19 protein-coding genes are annotated in these 17091 nt (G+C 45.8%); all 19 read left to right on the forward strand.

The annotated features are described in order from the left end of the window. Positions 1–23: 23 nt before the first annotated feature. The 19 genes from ASG81_RS18145 to ASG81_RS18235 all read left to right on the forward strand — a co-directional run bounded on the left by ASG81_RS18145 (position 24) and on the right by ASG81_RS18235 (position 17090). On the forward strand, positions 24–563 hold the full coding sequence (locus ASG81_RS18145) for a flagellar hook capping FlgD N-terminal domain-containing protein (RefSeq protein WP_081417412.1): 540 nt from the start codon (positions 24–26) through the stop codon (positions 561–563). Then, positions 563–940 (forward strand): TIGR02530 family flagellar biosynthesis protein, encoded by a 378-nt coding sequence (locus tag ASG81_RS18150; protein ID WP_056637111.1) that lies wholly within the window; start codon positions 563–565, stop codon positions 938–940. Before ASG81_RS18145 ends, ASG81_RS18150 begins: the two co-directional genes overlap by 1 nt. Before the next feature lie 115 nt (positions 941–1055). Next, complete coding sequence (flgG, locus tag ASG81_RS18155; protein WP_056637114.1) at positions 1056–1874, forward strand: flagellar basal body rod protein FlgG; 819 nt, start codon at positions 1056–1058, stop codon at positions 1872–1874. A gap of 56 nt (positions 1875–1930) precedes the next feature. After that, entirely contained in the window at positions 1931–2158 is a 228-nt protein-coding gene (locus ASG81_RS18160; protein ID WP_056637116.1) for a flagellar FlbD family protein, read from the forward strand. Beyond that, positions 2155–2619, forward strand: coding sequence for a flagellar basal body-associated FliL family protein (locus ASG81_RS18165; protein WP_056637120.1), 465 nt, complete (start codon positions 2155–2157; stop codon positions 2617–2619). Before ASG81_RS18160 ends, ASG81_RS18165 begins: the two co-directional genes overlap by 4 nt. Positions 2620–2656: 37 nt before the next feature. Continuing rightward, positions 2657–3658, forward strand: coding sequence for a flagellar motor switch protein FliM (fliM, locus tag ASG81_RS18170; RefSeq protein WP_056637123.1), 1002 nt, complete (start codon positions 2657–2659; stop codon positions 3656–3658). Next, positions 3648–4985, forward strand: a complete 1338-nt coding sequence (fliY, locus tag ASG81_RS18175) for a flagellar motor switch phosphatase FliY (RefSeq protein ID WP_056637126.1) — start codon at positions 3648–3650, stop codon at positions 4983–4985. The genes fliM and fliY overlap by 11 nt, the downstream gene beginning before the upstream one ends. Positions 4986–5007: 22 nt before the next feature. Then, entirely contained in the window at positions 5008–5370 is a 363-nt protein-coding gene (locus tag ASG81_RS18180) for a response regulator (RefSeq protein ID WP_056637129.1), read from the forward strand. A 57-nt stretch (positions 5371–5427) separates the two neighbouring features. After that, positions 5428–6024 (forward strand): flagellar biosynthetic protein FliO, encoded by a 597-nt coding sequence (locus ASG81_RS18185; RefSeq protein ID WP_056637132.1) that lies wholly within the window; start codon positions 5428–5430, stop codon positions 6022–6024. Positions 6025–6061: 37 nt separating this feature from the next. Continuing rightward, positions 6062–6769 carry a flagellar type III secretion system pore protein FliP gene (gene fliP, locus ASG81_RS18190; protein WP_442952917.1) on the forward strand — a complete coding sequence of 236 codons (708 nt, stop codon included), beginning with the start codon at positions 6062–6064 and terminating at the stop codon, positions 6767–6769. A 22-nt stretch (positions 6770–6791) separates the two neighbouring features. Beyond that, on the forward strand, positions 6792–7061 hold the full coding sequence (fliQ, locus tag ASG81_RS18195) for a flagellar biosynthesis protein FliQ (protein ID WP_056637138.1): 270 nt from the start codon (positions 6792–6794) through the stop codon (positions 7059–7061). Positions 7062–7072: 11 nt separating this feature from the next. After that, positions 7073–7870 (forward strand): flagellar biosynthetic protein FliR, encoded by a 798-nt coding sequence (gene fliR / locus ASG81_RS18200; RefSeq protein ID WP_056637141.1) that lies wholly within the window; start codon positions 7073–7075, stop codon positions 7868–7870. Positions 7871–7883: 13 nt separating this feature from the next. Further along, positions 7884–8975: a flagellar biosynthesis protein FlhB gene (gene flhB, locus ASG81_RS18205; RefSeq protein ID WP_056637144.1), complete on the forward strand. Its 1092-nt coding sequence runs from the start codon at positions 7884–7886 to the stop codon at positions 8973–8975. A gap of 28 nt (positions 8976–9003) precedes the next feature. After that, complete coding sequence (gene flhA / locus ASG81_RS18210; RefSeq protein WP_056637147.1) at positions 9004–11034, forward strand: flagellar biosynthesis protein FlhA; 2031 nt, start codon at positions 9004–9006, stop codon at positions 11032–11034. Continuing rightward, positions 11031–12233, forward strand: coding sequence for a flagellar biosynthesis protein FlhF (gene flhF, locus ASG81_RS18215; RefSeq protein ID WP_056637150.1), 1203 nt, complete (start codon positions 11031–11033; stop codon positions 12231–12233). The genes flhA and flhF overlap by 4 nt, the downstream gene beginning before the upstream one ends. Next, entirely contained in the window at positions 12230–13099 is an 870-nt protein-coding gene (locus ASG81_RS18220) for a MinD/ParA family protein (protein ID WP_056637153.1), read from the forward strand. Before flhF ends, ASG81_RS18220 begins: the two co-directional genes overlap by 4 nt. A 26-nt stretch (positions 13100–13125) precedes the next feature. Further along, complete coding sequence (locus tag ASG81_RS18225) at positions 13126–14487, forward strand: protein-glutamate methylesterase/protein-glutamine glutaminase (RefSeq protein ID WP_056637156.1); 1362 nt, start codon at positions 13126–13128, stop codon at positions 14485–14487. A gap of 43 nt (positions 14488–14530) precedes the next feature. After that, a complete protein-coding gene (locus ASG81_RS18230) occupies positions 14531–16615 on the forward strand; it encodes a chemotaxis protein CheA (protein ID WP_056637160.1) in 2085 nt (694 codons plus the stop codon). Between the two features lie 13 nt (positions 16616–16628). Then, positions 16629–17090 carry a chemotaxis protein CheW gene (locus ASG81_RS18235; protein WP_056637163.1) on the forward strand — a complete coding sequence of 154 codons (462 nt, stop codon included), beginning with the start codon at positions 16629–16631 and terminating at the stop codon, positions 17088–17090. Position 17091 lies beyond the last annotated feature (1 nt).

Raw genomic sequence — 17091 nt, forward strand, 5'->3', positions numbered from 1 at the left:
AGAGAGATCGGAGGTGATCGGAAATGGCAGATAGCATTTCTACTCGCGCAGTTTGGCCGAACTATAGTCAAGCGAACGTGCAAGCCGCAGCAAACAAAACTAGCACGGATACGCTTGGCAAGGATCAGTTCCTAAGCATTCTAGTAACGCAGCTTCGTAATCAGGATCCCATGCAGCCGCTGCAGGATAAGGATTTCATCGCACAGATGGCTCAATTCACCTCGGTGGAGCAGCTTATGAACATGTCTACTGAGCTTACCTTAATGCGTCAGAATATAGGCTCCGCTTCAACCATGATTGGCAAAACGATTGAATGGAACGAAGCTGACGATGCAGGAGAAGTCACAACCCAAAAGGGCGTTGTTGATGCCATTATATCGAAGGACGGCATTCTATATGCAAGAGTAGGCGGTGCTGAGATCGCTCTTGATTATGTCACAGCGATATCGGAAACGAATAGTGACAGTGCTAGCACAGAGGAAACGGCAGATAATGCCGGCGTCGGACCTGCGGATAATTCATCTTCTGAATCAGCGGATGCTGAGGAGGGGGCGGAAACCTAGTGAACGATGGCGTGAAAATCGGCCATATTTTCCCGGTTAAATCCACATCCATTCAATCAGGCAAAACGGCAGCTATCCGTTTACCGCAATCAACAGAGTTTCAAGGCATGCTTGATGCGAAAATGCTTAAGTTCAGCCATCATGCCGAGGTGCGCATGCAGCAGCGAGGCATTAAACTACAGCCGGAATCGTTAACGAAAATTATCAATGCCGTTGAAGAGGCTGCATCTAAAGGCGCTCAGGATACTTTAATCGTTTTTCGAGATATTGCAATGATTGTGAATGTTCCAAACCGCACTGTAGTAACGGCTATGGATGGCGGACAAATGAGAAGTAACGTATTTACTCATATAGACAGTGCTATTATTTTATCGTAAGGCTGGACCTATCAGGAAGCCTCAAGCTGCGGACCGATTGAAGCAGCTATATGATAGTGCATACATACTTAGAAGCCAAAGAGACCAATCCATATTCCAGGAGGAAAAACGAAAAATGTTAAGATCGATGTATTCGGGCGTATCCGGTATGCGCGGCTTTCAAACAAAGCTTGATGTCATTGGCAACAATATCGCCAACGTCAACACGGTTGGTTTTAAAGCAGGCCGCGTCATGTTTAAAGATATTCTAAGCCAGACTGTTGCAGGCGTTACCGCACCTGAGGAAGGCGTGCGAGGTGGCGTAAACGCGAAGCAAGTCGGTTTAGGCGTATCTATCAGATCTATCGATACGGTACATACCGCAGGAAGCGCAATGACGACGAATCAGGTGACAGATCTACGTATCGACGGCGACGGCTTCTTCGTTGTCCGAGCTAACGACGAATCTGAAATGCTTCTGACGCGCGCAGGAAACTTTACGCTGGATGCGAACAGACAGCTTGTAACAGGCGATGGATATTTTGTACTTAGCGTCGATCAGGAGCCGATCGTTCTTGACGAAGCGATTACTGCTTTTTCCATTGGTCAAGATGGAACGATTACGGGCGTAACGGCTGACGGTACGGAAGCTGTTGCACAGCTTGGCGTTGCGAAGGTTGTAAACCCTAGCGGTCTTGAGAAGCTTGGCGGCAATATGTACCGTGTGACGGCCAATGCTAACCCGGACGCTTCGATTGAAGACTTTATGACGTTCGCAGGCGACCCGGAGCTCGGTACTGGATCGATCATTGCCGGACAGCTGGAAATGTCTAACGTTGATTTGACAGCTGAATTTACGGAAATGATCGTTGCGCAGCGCGGTTTTCAAGCAAATTCACGCATTATTACAACATCCGATGAAATATTGCAAGAGGTAGTTAACTTAAAACGATAGGTAAGTCATAACGGGCGGGAGGCCTAGTGCCTCCCCTAGGTGTGAGGGGGTAACTAATGATTACTGTAACGCGATTAAATGGAACTAGAGTCACGATAAATGCACTATTAATTGAAGTGATCGAAGAATCTGCGGATACCGTTATTACGCTTACGACAGGAAAAAAGCTGGTAGTAAAAGAGAAGACAGCTGAGCTGTTGTTGCTTAACGGGCAGTATCTTCGGACAATTGGCCTCGTTGCGGCGGCCCAAAAGAGTGAGCAAATGGAGGGGCCCTCAGCATGAAAAAAATGCTTCCATGGTTAATTACTATTTTGTTATCTATAACATTAATCGCAATTGTAGCCATTATATTGTTTAAATCCTTTTTTACCGACCCTAAGGAGCAAGCGACGGAGACAAAAACCATTGAAGTTAAAGTGTTGTCTGCGGATGAGCGTGTAGAGGTTACATCCGAATTAAAGGATTTCAGAAGAAACCTGAAAGACCCCGAATATGTTGTTGTTCTTAGCTTTGCTTTCCAGCTTGACAGCAAGAAAACAAAGGAAGAGTTCGATAAGCTGACCGAAATCGAGGTTAGACCCATCATTAACCGTACACTAGCTGATATGACCGCTGACGAGCTGAAAGGCTCTCAGGGCGAAGATGCACTCGAATCCAAGCTGCTTAATCTTATTAATCCCATTATCCCAAAAGGTAAATTGGTTAAGGTAGAAATCACAAACTTTATTATTACAGAAATTTAACTGACTACGCCGACATTCCTCGAAGGAGGTGAGATATTTGGTTGATGTTTTATCGCAAAATGAAATTGATGCGCTGCTTGCTGCTTTGGATTCCGGAGAAATGGATGCAGAGGAATTAAAAAAGGAAGAGACGACACGGAAAGTCAGTTTGTATGATTTCAAGCGCGCCGTTCGTTTTTCGAAGGATCATATTCGAAGCTTGACCCGGATTCACGAAAACTTTGCGCGATATTTGACAACCTATTTCTCAGCGCAACTACGCACATTTGTTCAAATAAATGTCGTGCAGGTCGAGCAATTGCCTTATGACGAATTTATTCGTTCGATTCCTAAGATGACGATCTTGAACATCTTTGAAGCGGAACCGCTGGAAGGGCGGATGGTGCTTGAGGTTCATCCAAACGTAGCTTACGCCATGCTTGATCGAATGTTAGGCGGACAAGGTATAGCGCCTTCAAAATTTAATAGCTTAACTGAGATCGAGACGATCATCATGGAGCGTATCTTCAGCCGAACGTTTGAAAGCCTGCAGGAAGCATGGAAAACGATAATTGATATTTCTCCTAGACTGGAAGCTTTGGAAACGAATCCTCAGTTCATGCAGATCGTATCTCCGAACGAGACGATAGCACTTATTTCTTTCAGCACCAAAATTGGTGATACAACAGGAATGATAAACCTTTGTATCCCGCATGTCGTTATCGAACCGATTATGTCCAGATTATCTGTTCATCATTGGTTTGTTTCGCAGAAGAAAGCCCGTGCGCCGGAAGAGGTTGAAATATTGGAGCAGCGGGTGAACAAAGCGAAGCTTCCAATTGTTGCTGAGCTTGGTGAATCCTCACTTACGATCAATGAGTTTCTGGGACTGAATATAGGCGATGTTATTTCATTGAATAAGTCAGTCGATGATGGTCTGAAAATTAAAGTTGGAGAGAAGCTTAAGTTTATTGGCAGTCCGGGCTCCGTTAAGGATCGACTGGCTGTTCAAGTAGATCAGGTTGTCAGCGAAGGAGTGGAAGAAGATTATGACGAGTAAGGACTATTTGTCACAAGAGGAAATTGATGCATTGCTTCGTCAATCCGTAAGTGAGCCGGAACCGGAGCTGCCCTCTGAGGCCGGACAACAACTTTCAGACTTCTTATCCGAAATGGAACAGTCTGCGCTGGGCGAAATTGGAAATATCACCTTTGGCAGTGCCGCGACAGCACTATCGACGCTGCTGGGCAAAAAAGTAGACATCACGACGCCGCAGGTTACCATCGTAAAAAAAGACGAACTCCCGGACATTTTCCCAAAACCGCATGTCGCGGTCAGCGTGCAATATGTTGACGGATTTCAAGGCATTAACTCTCTCGTTATTAAGACAAAGGATGCCCAAATCATTGCTGACTTGATGCTAGGCGGTGACGGGCACAACATCTCTGTCGAAGAATTGAACGAAATTCATATTAGTGCTGTACAAGAAGCCATGAATCAAATGATGGGTTCTTCCGCGACGTCGATGTCAACGATTTTTAATCGTTTTGTCAACATTTCACCGCCAGGAATTGATATTTTAGATGTGAATAACGGCGATGGCATGGAGCATTTGCCGCCAGTGGATTTGTTTATTAAAATTTCGTTCCGGTTGACAATCGGCGATCTTATCGATTCGACTATTATGCAGCTTCTTCCTATCCCTTTTGCAAAACAAATGGTTGATATATTAATGGGTGTAGTAGAAGAACCGCCAGCGCAGCCTGCAGTTACGGCTCCAGCTGCGGCTCCCGCAGCGCAGCAAGCAATGGCTATGCAGGAAACGGCTGCGGCAGCTCACATGAACGCAGTGCCGCCGCAAATGCACATGGCTCCGCCTTTGCAGCAAATGCCGCAAATGAACCATATGAACCAGATGTATGAAATGAACCAGATGAACCAAATGAACCAAATGAACCAAATGAACCAAATGCCGCCCATGCAGTTTCAGACGCCTGCATCCGGCTACGACATGCCCATGCAGCCGCTTGGGCCGCATACATATGGTCATGCAGCTAACCGCAATGTAAACGTACAACCCGTCCAATTTGCTAATTTTGGCAACGCTCCGTTGATACAGCCAGATGAAACAAACCTCAATTTATTGCTCGACATACCGCTTAAGGTCACGGTAGAATTAGGAAGGACCCAGAAGCAAATAAAAGATATTTTGGAGCTGTCGCAAGGTTCGATTATCGAGCTGGACAAGCTAGCTGGCGAGCCGGTCGACATCCTGGTGAATAATAAGCTAATTGCCAAAGGCGAGGTTGTTGTTATCGATGAAAACTTTGGTGTTCGCGTAACGGATATCGTAAGTCAATGGGACCGTATTCAAAAATTACAATAGTATCCTGGGAGGATAAAAAAAGATGGCAAACCGCATTCTTATCGTAGACGACGCAGCTTTTATGCGCATGATGATTCGTGACATTTTATCAAAGAACGGCTACGAAGTCGTCGGTGAAGCCCCGGATGGCGCTCAGGCGGTTGAAAAGTACAAGGAACTGAAACCGGATTTGACAACAATGGATATTACGATGCCTGAGATGGACGGAATCTCCGCATTGAAAGAGATCAAAAAGCTAGATAGCAATGCCAAAGTAATTATGTGTTCAGCAATGGGTCAGCAAGCAATGGTTATTGATGCGATCCAAGCAGGCGCAAAGGACTTCATCGTTAAACCGTTCCAAGCCGATCGCGTAATTGAAGCGATCAAGAAAACGCTCGGATAACGGTTAGACACGATGTTAAACTTACCTTCGCGCATTTCAATGGTGTCTGCTCTTGGGATGGCGATTTGGCCTCGTTTTGCTGCTGCTGCAACAGACGGCAGCAGCGCAAACAATGATGAACAGATGGTGTTCACTGGTACTAAGGATTTAGCGGGTAGCTTGATTTGGGTCATCATCTCGCTTGCCATCGTTATCGTGTTGATCATTTTAGTCATTAAATGGTTGTCTCAGCGCAACCGCACGTGGGGAACGAACCGTTCACTTCGTTCACTCGGCGGAATTGCGCTCGGACAAAACAACTCGCTTCAAGTCGTTGAAATTGCTGGACGGATATACATTGTTGGTGTCGGCGAGAACATTACCTTAATTGATAAGATTGACAATGCCGAGCAGGCAAACGCTGTTCTTGCTGCGCTTGAGCGACAGCAGCAATCTGCTTGGTCAAAAGACCTAATAACTGAGCTGCTTGGCAAACTAAGAAACCGTAACGAAAAAGCCGAGCCTGAGCTTTCAGAAGAGCAATGGAATTCAACCTCCTCCTTTCAGCATTTGTTGCAAGACAAGCTTAGTAAACAAGCAGACCGCAAACAACAATTGGAATCGTTGCTTCATGAATCTAAATCAAATGAACGGTTGATGGATGATGAAAAATAAGTGGTGGATATCAATCGTTGCTGTACAGCTGCTTGCCATGCTCATACATAATCAGGCATTTGCGGAGCCATTGCCCGACGTTTCTATTAACATTGGCGACGGAAGCGGCGACACGCCCGGTAATAGCGCATTATCCATTCTTCTATTAATAACAGTATTAAGCATCGCGCCGGCAATTATGGTGCTAATGACCAGCTTTACGAGAATTGTTATCGTCCTGGGCTTTGTAAGAACTTCGCTTGGAACGCAGCAAATGCCTCCCAATCAAGTGTTAATCGGACTTGCGATGTTTTTAACTTTTTTCATCATGGCGCCAACGTTTTCGCAGGTCAATGACGTTGCTCTTCAGCCCTATTTAAAAGGTCAAATCTCGCAAACCGAGGCTTTTCAAGAAGCGTCCGTGCCAATGAAGAAATTTATGTTCTCCCATACGAGGGAAAAGGATTTAATGCTCTTCATGAACTACACCAAAACGGAGAAGCCTGCTTCATTTAAAGAGATTCCAATAACGGTATTAATACCGGCATATGCAATAAGCGAGCTCAAAACAGCTTTTCAAATGGGATTTATGATTTTCATTCCGTTTCTGGTCATCGATATGATTGTTGCGAGCACATTGATGGCAATGGGGATGATGATGCTGCCTCCTGTCATGATATCATTGCCGTTTAAACTGCTTCTATTTGTATTAGTAGATGGATGGTATTTGATCGTAAAATCTTTATTATTAAGCTTCAACACGTGATACTAGCAGGGAGTGACGTTCGATGAGTACTGATTTCATAATCGGATTGGCCAGCGAGGCCGTATTCGTGGTTTTGAAAGCCAGTGCACCAATGCTCGTTCTTGCTTTGGTCGTAGGGTTACTTGTCAGCATATTTCAGGCTACAACGCAGATTCAAGAGCAGACGCTGGCATTTGTCCCGAAAATTGTAGCTGTTTTCGTATCCATCATTATTTTTGGACCATGGATTCTTAATACGGTTATCGACTTTACTTACAATCTGCTGAACAATCTTCATCATTACATCGGTTAGGTTGTGAGTGAATGAACGCGATCGTACAAGGTTTTCCTATTTTTTTGCTTATCTTTTGTCGAATAACTGCGTTTTTCGTCGTCGTGCCTGTGTTCTCCTCGCGCGGCGTACCGAATGTGTTTAAGATCGGTTTCGGCTTCTTCATTTCGTTTATCGTTTTTTTAACGTACGGAATGAAGCAGACGATTGTACCGGACGCGGAATATGTACTTATTCTGTTTCGTGAAATATTGGTCGGCGTACTGATGGGTTATGTGGTCTATTTGTTTTTCGCCGTTGTTCAAACCGCTGGCGCCTTTATGGATTTGCAGGTTGGTTTTGCAATGGCAAACATAGTAGATCCTCATACGGGTACGTCAGCCCCTTTGCTAGGCAATTTTAAGTACATGCTGATCATCATCATTTTTCTGATGATGAACGGCCATCATTTTTTAATAACGGGTCTCATGGATAGCTACAAATGGATGCCTTTGTCAAATGAGCTGTTTAGCAGATTGATGAGCGGCAGCGTGACCGACTTTTTAACGAGATTGATAGGCAACACGTTTCTGCTTGCCATTCAAGTAGCTGCGCCGCTTATTGTGGCCATGTTTTTGACAGATGTAGGCTTGGGTTTCCTGACAAAAACAGCTCCTCAGTTCAATGTATTTGTAATCGGCATCCCGCTAAAGCTTATCATCGGCATGATTTTGCTTGTCTTGTTAATGCCAAGCCTTGCTGGCATATTCGAAAGATTGTTTTCCATCATGTTTGGCGCTCTGGAACAGCTATTCGGTATTGTGCTGGGACCGCCGCCTGAAGGGCAATAGGAGGATGCTGCCCATGCGCAATTACCGTCTAAAGCTTGATCTTCAGCTGTTCAGTCAGGAAAAGACTGAGCAAGCCACTCCGAGAAAACGGGATGAAGCAAGAAAGAAAGGTCAGATCGCCAGATCCGCCGACTTGCCAGGTTCACTTATATTAATGTTTGTTTTTATGAGCTTCATCATGTTAGGCGGTTATTTCAAAGCGCATATTATGATGCTGTTCGGAAATTTATTCGAAGACTGGCTGTTGATGGATTTAACGGCTGGAAACGTGATGACGCTCTTCAATGATGTAGCCGTCCAGCTGCTGCTCATTTTGCTTCCGATATTTGCAATAGCCGTTATTACCGGGATTCTTGGAAACATTGTGCAGTTTGGTTTTTTGTTGACAGGCGATCCTCTTAAAATGAAATTTAGCAAGCTGAACCCGGTTAACGGGTTTAAACAAATCTTTTCAACAAAAACAGTAGTTGAATTTTTTAAAAGTATTTTGAAGCTGCTGATCGTAGCAGTGCTCGTATATATGACGATCATGAAGGAATGGAATCGGATATTGGTATTGGCAAGCCTTCCGGTTCAACAAATATTTAGCTTTATCGCAGGTTTAACCGTGAAGCTGGGGATCGAAATCGGTACGGTGCTTACGGTACTTGCGCTGGCCGATTATTTCTATCAACGCTTTGAACATAACAAAAGCTTGAAAATGTCCAAGCAAGATATAAAGGATGAACACAAGAAATCGGAGGGTGACCCGATCATCAAGGGCCGTATTCGTGAGCGTCAGCGCAAAATGGCGCTTCAGCGAATGATGCAGGAGGTTCCAAAAGCGGATGTCATCATTACAAACCCTACACATTTCGCTATCGCATTGAAATACGATGCAACGAAGATGGAAGCGCCCAAGATCATTGCCAAAGGGATGGACCACGTTGCGCTTCGCATCAAAGAAATAGCCAAACAAAATGGTGTAGTAACAATGGAAAATAAGCCGCTGGCCAGAGCGCTTTTCGAACGGGCTGAGATTGGAGATGTTATTCCCCCAGACCTGTTCCAAGCTGTGGCTGAGGTGCTCGCATATGTATATAAGCTGAAAGGACGCGTGAAATAATCATAACACTACGGGAGGAGGCGGCGTCATGAAAGCAAAGGACTTTGTAGTACTTTTTGGCGTAATTGGAATTGTGCTCATGATGATAATCCCGATCCCAGTCCTACTACTAGACATTCTCATTATTTTAAACATTTCGATCGCTTTGATGATTTTACTAATCGCTATGAATACGAGAGAGGCACTTGATTTCTCTATATTCCCGGCCATTCTATTAATCACTACTCTATTCCGACTAGCGCTGAATGTTTCAACGACTAGAAATATTTTGTCGCATGCTGAAGCGGGGGAGGTCGTCGCTACATTTGGCAGCTGGGTTGGCGGGGGAGAAATTGCAATCGGCTTTATCGTCTTCCTCATCCTCGTTGTCGTTCAATTTATCGTCATCACCAAAGGCTCTGAGCGGGTAGCGGAGGTCGCAGCAAGATTTACGTTAGACGCGATGCCAGGTAAACAAATGAGTATCGATGCGGACTTGAACGCCGGATTGATCAATGAACAGCAAGCGAAAGCCCGCCGATCCAAAATTGAACGGGAAGCTGATTTTTACGGTGCGATGGACGGTGCCAGTAAATTCGTAAAAGGCGATGCAATTGCCTCTATCATCATTCTAGCCATCAACTTGGTAGGCGGATTCATTATCGGTATGGCTATCCATGATTTAAGCTTTGGAGAATCGCTTTCAACCTTCTCTATCCTTACAATCGGAGACGGACTCGTCAGTCAAATACCTGCCTTGCTTATTTCAACCGCCGCAGGCTTGATCGTTACCCGTGCTGCATCTGACGGTAACCTGGCGGAGGATGTTACGGCGCAGCTGTTCAAATATCCGAAGCTCTTATTTATCGCCGCAGGAACGATAGCTTTATTAGGACTTACACCAATCGGGCCAATGCGGACATGGCCATTCGCTATTTTGCTTGCATACGGCGGCTGGTACATGCATAAGGCGATTCATAAGCAGAAGGAGCAAGAGGAGATGCTCGTTGAAGAGCAGCAGATTGAAGAGGTTCGCAGTCCCGAAAGCGTCATTAGTCTTCTGCAAATTGATCCGATTGAATTCGAGTTTGGTTATGGTCTTATACCGCTTGCGGATACGCAGCAGGGTGGAGATTTGCTTGATCGGATCATAATGATCCGCAGGCAATGCGCTCTGGAACTGGGGCTCGTTGTTCCAGTTATTCGGATCCGGGATAATATTCAACTAAAGCCGAATGAGTATGTAATCAAAATTAAAGGAAACACCGTTGCTCGCGGTGACTTGCTGCTCAATCATTATTTGGCCATGAGCCCGGGTTTTGAGGATGATTCGGTCATCGGGATAGAAACAATCGAGCCAGCCTTCGGATTGCCTGCCATTTGGATCGATGAGCAAATGAAGGAGAGAGCTGAGCTGTCCGGCTATACAGTCGTAGATCCGCCTTCAGTCGTGGCAACGCATTTGACGGAAATCATTAAACGTCATGCACATGAGCTCATTGGACGCCAAGAAACGAAGCTGCTGGTAGAAAATGTGAAAGAATCGTATCCGGCGCTTATTGATGAATTGATTCCTTCCATTCTTACAATCGGCGACGTACAGAAAGTATTGTCTAAGCTGCTGCGTGAAAAGGTATCGATTCGTAACCTCGTTACCATATTTGAAGCATTAGCTGATCACGGTAACTATACGAAGGACGCTGATATATTGACAGAGTATGTACGTCAGTCATTATCCAGACAAATTACACAGCAGTTTTCTTCAGGCAGCGACACCCTGCGGGTTATTACGGTCGGGCCGCAGCTTGAGAAAAAAATTGCAGAGTCTGTACAGCAGTCGGAGCAAGGCAGCTATATTGCGCTCGATCCCGTTTCTACGCAGCAGATCTATCAGAAGCTTAATGAGCATGTCAATCGTCAAATTCAATCCGGCCAACAACCTGTCGTACTCGCATCACCTGCAATCCGAATGTATTTGAGACAGATTGTGGAGAGAACGATGCAGGATGTGCCTGTGCTTTCCTACAGCGAGCTTGAACCGAACATTGAAGTACAAAGCATCGGGGTGGTGAACCTATGAGAGTAAAACGTTATGTGGTAAATGCACTGCCTGAGGCTGTTTCGATGATTAGGAGCGAGCTTGGGAAGGATGCCGTTATTTTGAATACGAAGGAAATAAAGGTTGGCGGGTTTATGGGAATGTTTCGTAAGAAGAAGATGGAGGTTATAGCCGCTATCGAATCGAATCAAACGCCTCCTCCGCCGCAGCCTCTGCGTAAAGCGGATCCCCAAGTGGATGCGGCCGTTGAGCAAATATTGCTTACGGCGCAGCGCACAGCTACTGCAGTAATGGAGCCGCCCGCAGCTCCTATTGTTGCGGAGCAAAATGCGAGAATCGAACGGGAACAGTTCATTATGGATGAGATTCGAGATTTAAGAGAATACATAGTCAAGCTCTCTAAACAATCAAGCAATCAAATGGCGATGTCCGAGCAATTGATTCAGCTCAAAGAGCATTTGATCGAGCAGGAATTGGATGCGCCTTGGATCGAACGGTTGCTTGAAACGATTATGGACAAGCAGAACGAGGAACGAATTGAATTCAACAGGGAGCAGGTTTGGGATCATGCCGCTTCTCGCCTTGAAGAGTGGCTGCGGCCTTACGTAGGCAGCGGTATTAGCAGTCAAGCAAGAGTCGTGCATTTTGTCGGACCAACCGGTGTAGGCAAAACGACTACGATCGCAAAGCTTGCAGCAGAGCATACGATTAAGAACGGACGGAAGGTTGGATTTATTACTTCTGATACATACCGAATTGCAGCAGTCGATCAGCTTAGGACATATGCAAACATATTGAACGTACCTCTAGAGGTCGTTTTCTCGCCAATGGATTTGCCGCGTGCCTTCATGCAGCTTGCCGAGCGGGATTTAATTTATATGGATACAGCAGGGCGGAATTTCCGCAGCGAGCTGCATGTATCCGAAGTGAACAGCTTACTTCAAACAACCGAGCCCAGCGAAACGGTGCTGGTGCTTAGCATGACAGGCAAGACTCGCGACATGGCTGCGGTTGCGGAACATTTTAGCAAATACGGTGTTCGCAAAGTATTGTTTACGAAGCTGGATGAAACAGCGGTCTTCGGAGCAATTTTTAACCTGATCATGAACTTTGAACTGCTTCCTACTTATATGGCCAGCGGACAGACCGTTCCGGACGATATTGCGAAGTTTCAAGTAGAAACGTACATACAGCAGCTGCTCGGGAGTAAGAGCCCATGATGGATCAAGCGGAAGCGTTACGTAACTTAGTAAAGCAGCAAGAGCTTCAGGACGAAGGCCGTACGACTCGCGTTGTAACGGTTACCAGCGGGAAGGGCGGCGTCGGGAAATCGAATTTTAGCCTGAATTTCGCATTGTCGCTGCAGCGGTTGGGGAAAAAAGTGCTTGTGTTCGATGCAGATCTCGGGATGGCTAACATTGATGTGCTGATGGGCGTATCATCAACCTATAATTTATATCATTTGCTTAAGCAGGAAAAAACGATTTGGGAAATCGTACAGGAAGGGCCGGAGGGACTTAACTTTATCGCCGGCGGATCCGGTTTACGCGACTTGATGGATTTATCTGCGGAGCAGCTTGACCGCTTCGCGGATGAAATAGGCAAGCTGCATGGCAAATATGATGTGATTCTGTTTGATACGGGTGCCGGACTTTCGAAGGAAACGGTTAAGTTTATCACTTCCGCCCAGGAAACAATCGTCGTCACTACACCTGAGCCGACATCGATTACGGATGCTTATGCGTTAATTAAGATGGTTAAAGCGATGGACGTTGACGTTCAATTCAAGTTAATAGTCAATCGCGCCACTGATTTCCGGGAAGGCAAGCAAACCGCTGATAAAATCAGCATGGTTGCTCAAAGGTTTCTTCAATCTGATTTGCCTCATTTAGGCATTTTGCCAGATGATCCAAACGTTTCTAAAGCTGTTAAGCGTCAAATGCCGTTTACTGTTGCTTACCCGGGAAGTGAAGCATCGCTTGCGGTTGAACGGATTGCGAAGCACTTTCTTGAGATCCCGCAGAGCACTGCAGTTAGCGGCGGAGTCAAAGGGTTTTTGCATAAAATGTTCAGACGCTCAAGATAATCCTTTGGAAGTGAGGAGGAAACAAAATGGCTCCTTATCGTATTCTTGTTGTTGATGATTCCGGATTTATGCGGAAATTCATAAGCGATTTAATTGTTAAAGATCCGCAATTTACGATTGTGGCGACTGCTGAAAATGGATTAGACGCCATTGAAGCCGTTCGGGAATGGAAACCGGATGCTGTTACATTAGATTTGGAAATGCCGTTAATGAACGGAATAGAAGCACTGAAAAGGATAATGAAAGACAACCCAACGCCTGTCATCATGCTCTCGGGAATTAGCGAGGACAATACGAGAGAGACGATTAAGGCGCTGCAATTCGGCGCATTCGACTTTATAAGAAAGCCTTCAAGCGCCATTTCGAACGATATTCATCAGGTCGGCGAGGTTTTGCTTGAGAAATTGCGTTTCGCCGTGCTGACGAAGCGGCATCAACCTGTCATTACGATTAGCGAGATGCCGGAGTCGATTGTCGAAGAAGCAAAGCCAATTATACATAGTAGAGACCATACTTTGAAAAAGCCACTGCAGCTTGAGGAGCCTGTTATTGCACCGCTGCCTGCACCTATCAAAGATCGGTACAAGCCGGTTTTTTCGAAAGTAGAGCACAAGCAGCGGCTGCAGCAAGAGGTAACCCCTTTACATACAAAACCAAAAGGCGCAAAGCCTGAAGTAGCTGAGCCGAGTAAGGCCGCTTCGGCGTTTGCTGCTCGCAAATCCGTCATCAAGGAATCGCTGGCTGATGCTAAACCTCTTTTTGCAGAGCCACCCTCTATAAAAAAGGCCAAGTTTAGCGGTCTGCAAGCAGTTTTCAAACATATAGTAGCAATCGGTACATCGACAGGCGGACCGAGAGCGCTCCATGAAGTCATTACTTCTTTGCCTGCTGATTTTCCGGCTCCTGTGCTTATCGTACAACATATGCCTCCAAAATTTACAAAATCGCTTGCTCAGCGGCTTGATAGCTTTAGCGGGCTGCATGTTGTTGAGGCGGAGCAGGGGCAGAGGGTGGTTGCTGGAGTTGTTTATCTTGCACCTGGCGGATATCACATGGAGCTTGCTAAGGATTCGTCCGGCTACTTGATATTATTGACTGAGCAGCCTCAACGCAACGGTCATCGCCCTTCCGTCGACGTTTTGTTTGACTCGTTGACAGCATTTCGGGAGCTTAAGCGGCATGCAGTCATCATGACGGGTATGGGAAGCGATGGCGCGAAGGGCATGAAGCTGCTAGTCGAATGCGGTGCCGAAACAACGATTGCCGAAGCAGAAGAAACCTGTGTCGTTTATGGCATGCCCAGGTCCGCGGTTGAGGCTGGTTGCGTGGGCAAAGTACTGCCGCTGCAGCACATTGCCCCGCAGCTTGTGCAGGCAGTGCTGAAATAAATAGGCTAGATCGCTTAACCATACTTACAGGAGGTGCTGGGAAATGGATATGAATGCCTATTTATCGATGTTTATCGATGAATCTAATGATCACCTGCAAGCGTTGAATGAAAACTTGCTTCGACTGGAAAGCGAACCTGAGGAGCTTAGTATCGTTCAAAATATATTTCGTTCAGCTCATACGCTGAAAGGGATGTCGGCCACTATGGGCTTTGAAGATTTGGCTGCGCTGACGCATGAAATGGAAAACGTGCTCGACCTCGTTCGAAACAGCAAGCTGAAAATGGACAGCTTTATTTTTGACACCTTGTTTAAAGGCCTGGATGCGCTTGAAGCGATGGTCCAGGATATCGTAGGCGGAGGTACAGGGAAAGCTGACGTCACTTCCATCGTGAACTCATTGCAAATTATTTTAAAGAGCGACTATAGTGCGAGCAAAGCGGTTGAAGCTGGAGCAGTGGCAGCAAGTTCAGCAGGCGCTTCAGGTTCAAGCGCATCAGGGGTGATGCTGCTCGATGAATTCCAATCCTCCGTATTGCTTCAATCGATCGAGACGGGCCACAACGTTTTTCACATTCAGATAGCTATTCGCGATAATTGCATGCTAAAAGCGGTTCGCGCTTATATGGTGTTTGAACTGCTTGAACGTACGGGAGAAGTTATTAAATCCGATCCGTCCGTTCAGGATATTGAGCAGGAAAAGTTCGATTTCACCTTCACTGTGTTTACAATTTCTCAAGTGACACAGGAAGATCTTCAAGCACAGCTTCTTAACATATCTGAGATTGAGTCTGCTGTTGTAACGTTACTGGACTCAGAAACGTTAGCTGTACTCAGTCAATCCCATGCAGCTGCGGCAGTAGAAGTTATTGAGGCTGCTGAGGTTGCGAAGGCTGATACTCCGTCGAAAGCTGGTGGAGATGCGCCGCGTGAAGCAGCAGCAAGCAAAGGACAAGCTTCTGCCGCACCAGCTAATGTATCCCGAACAATTCGTGTCGATATTGAGCGATTGGATACACTTATGAACTTGTTTAGCGAATTGCTCATCGATCGCGTAAGACTTGAGCAGCTTTCTAGCGAAATTAAGCGAAACGACTTAACCGAAACGGTAGAGCATATGACACGCGTAAGCTCGGACCTGCAAAGCATCGTTCTTAAGCTGCGGATGGTTCCTGTGGATTCCGTTTTCAATCGTTTCCCTCGAATGATTAGAGATTTGGCTAAATCGTTAGACAAAAAAATTGATCTTGTCATTACAGGTGCTGACACAGAACTTGACCGTACCGTTATTGATGAAATTGGCGACCCGCTAGTTCACTTGCTTCGTAATTCGGTTGACCATGGCATTGAAACCGTCGATGAGCGAATTGCAGCCGGTAAGCCGGAAACAGGTACAATCTACCTGCGTGCCTATCACAGCGGAAATCATGTCTTTATCGAAGTGGAAGAGGATGGCCGCGGCATCCACCAAGAACGTGTTCTCAAAACAGCTGTTAAAAATGGTGTCGTCTCCGAGGAGCAAGCTAAGCTGCTGTCCCCGGATGAAATCAATATGCTTATTTTTGCAGCAGGCTTCAGCACCGCCGATAAAATTTCGGATATTTCAGGACGAGGCGTCGGTCTAGATGTCGTGCGGTCCAAAATCACCTCTTTAGGCGGTAACGTGACAATCGATTCCGTATTTGGAAGAGGAACAAAGTTTTCAGTTCAGCTGCCGTTAACCCTTTCTATTATTTCGGCGATGCTTATTCAGCTGGGCTCTGAGAAATATGCAATTCCTTTATCCTCTATCGTCGAAACCGGAATCATTCGCAAGGAACAAATTTTGCATGTTCATGGCCATAAAATGATTGAGTTTAGAAACACGATCATACCGTTGATATCGCTTAGCAAAGTGCTTGAATCTCCGGATTTCAATGAAATTAACGAGCAAGAAACCGAAATTGTAGTCATTCGTAAAGGCGAGAAATGGGCTGCCGTTATGGTTGATGAATTTATTGGCCAAAGTGAAATTGTCCTAAAAACATTAGGCAAATATTTAACGAATATTGAAGCGATTTCTGGCGCAACGATACTTGGCGACGGGTATGTCGCATTGATTATTGATCCGAATGCATTAATCAAATAGGGAGGTTTTTAAGATGGGGGAAGAATTAAAAGTTATCGTGTTCGCACTTGGCAACGAAGAGTACGGAATTGAAGTAGATAAGGTCCGCACGATTGAAAGAATATCTCCGATTACGCGCGTCCCGAAAACTGCTGCTTTTATCAAAGGGGTTATTAATTTGCGCGGCGTGGTCGTTCCTGTCATCGACCTGCGTGGCCGTTTTAACCTGCCGGAAACGACGGCTACCGAAAACTCCAGAATTATTGTTGTCGTTGCAGAGGACATCGAGGTTGGCTTTATCGTTGATTCAGCGAATGATGTCATCGATATCGATACGGATACGATCGATTTGCCGCCGGAAATTGTTGGAGGCATTAAAGCTAAATACTTAAGAGGCATTGCAAAGCTTGGTGAAGGTCGACTTCTCATCATGCTGAACTTGTCCGAGGTGTTGAACAAGAGCGAAATCATTCAATTAGAGCAAATAGAGGTATAAC

The organism is Paenibacillus sp. Soil522, from assembly GCF_001428245.1.
Classification (GTDB): domain Bacteria; phylum Bacillota; class Bacilli; order Paenibacillales; family Paenibacillaceae; genus Pristimantibacillus.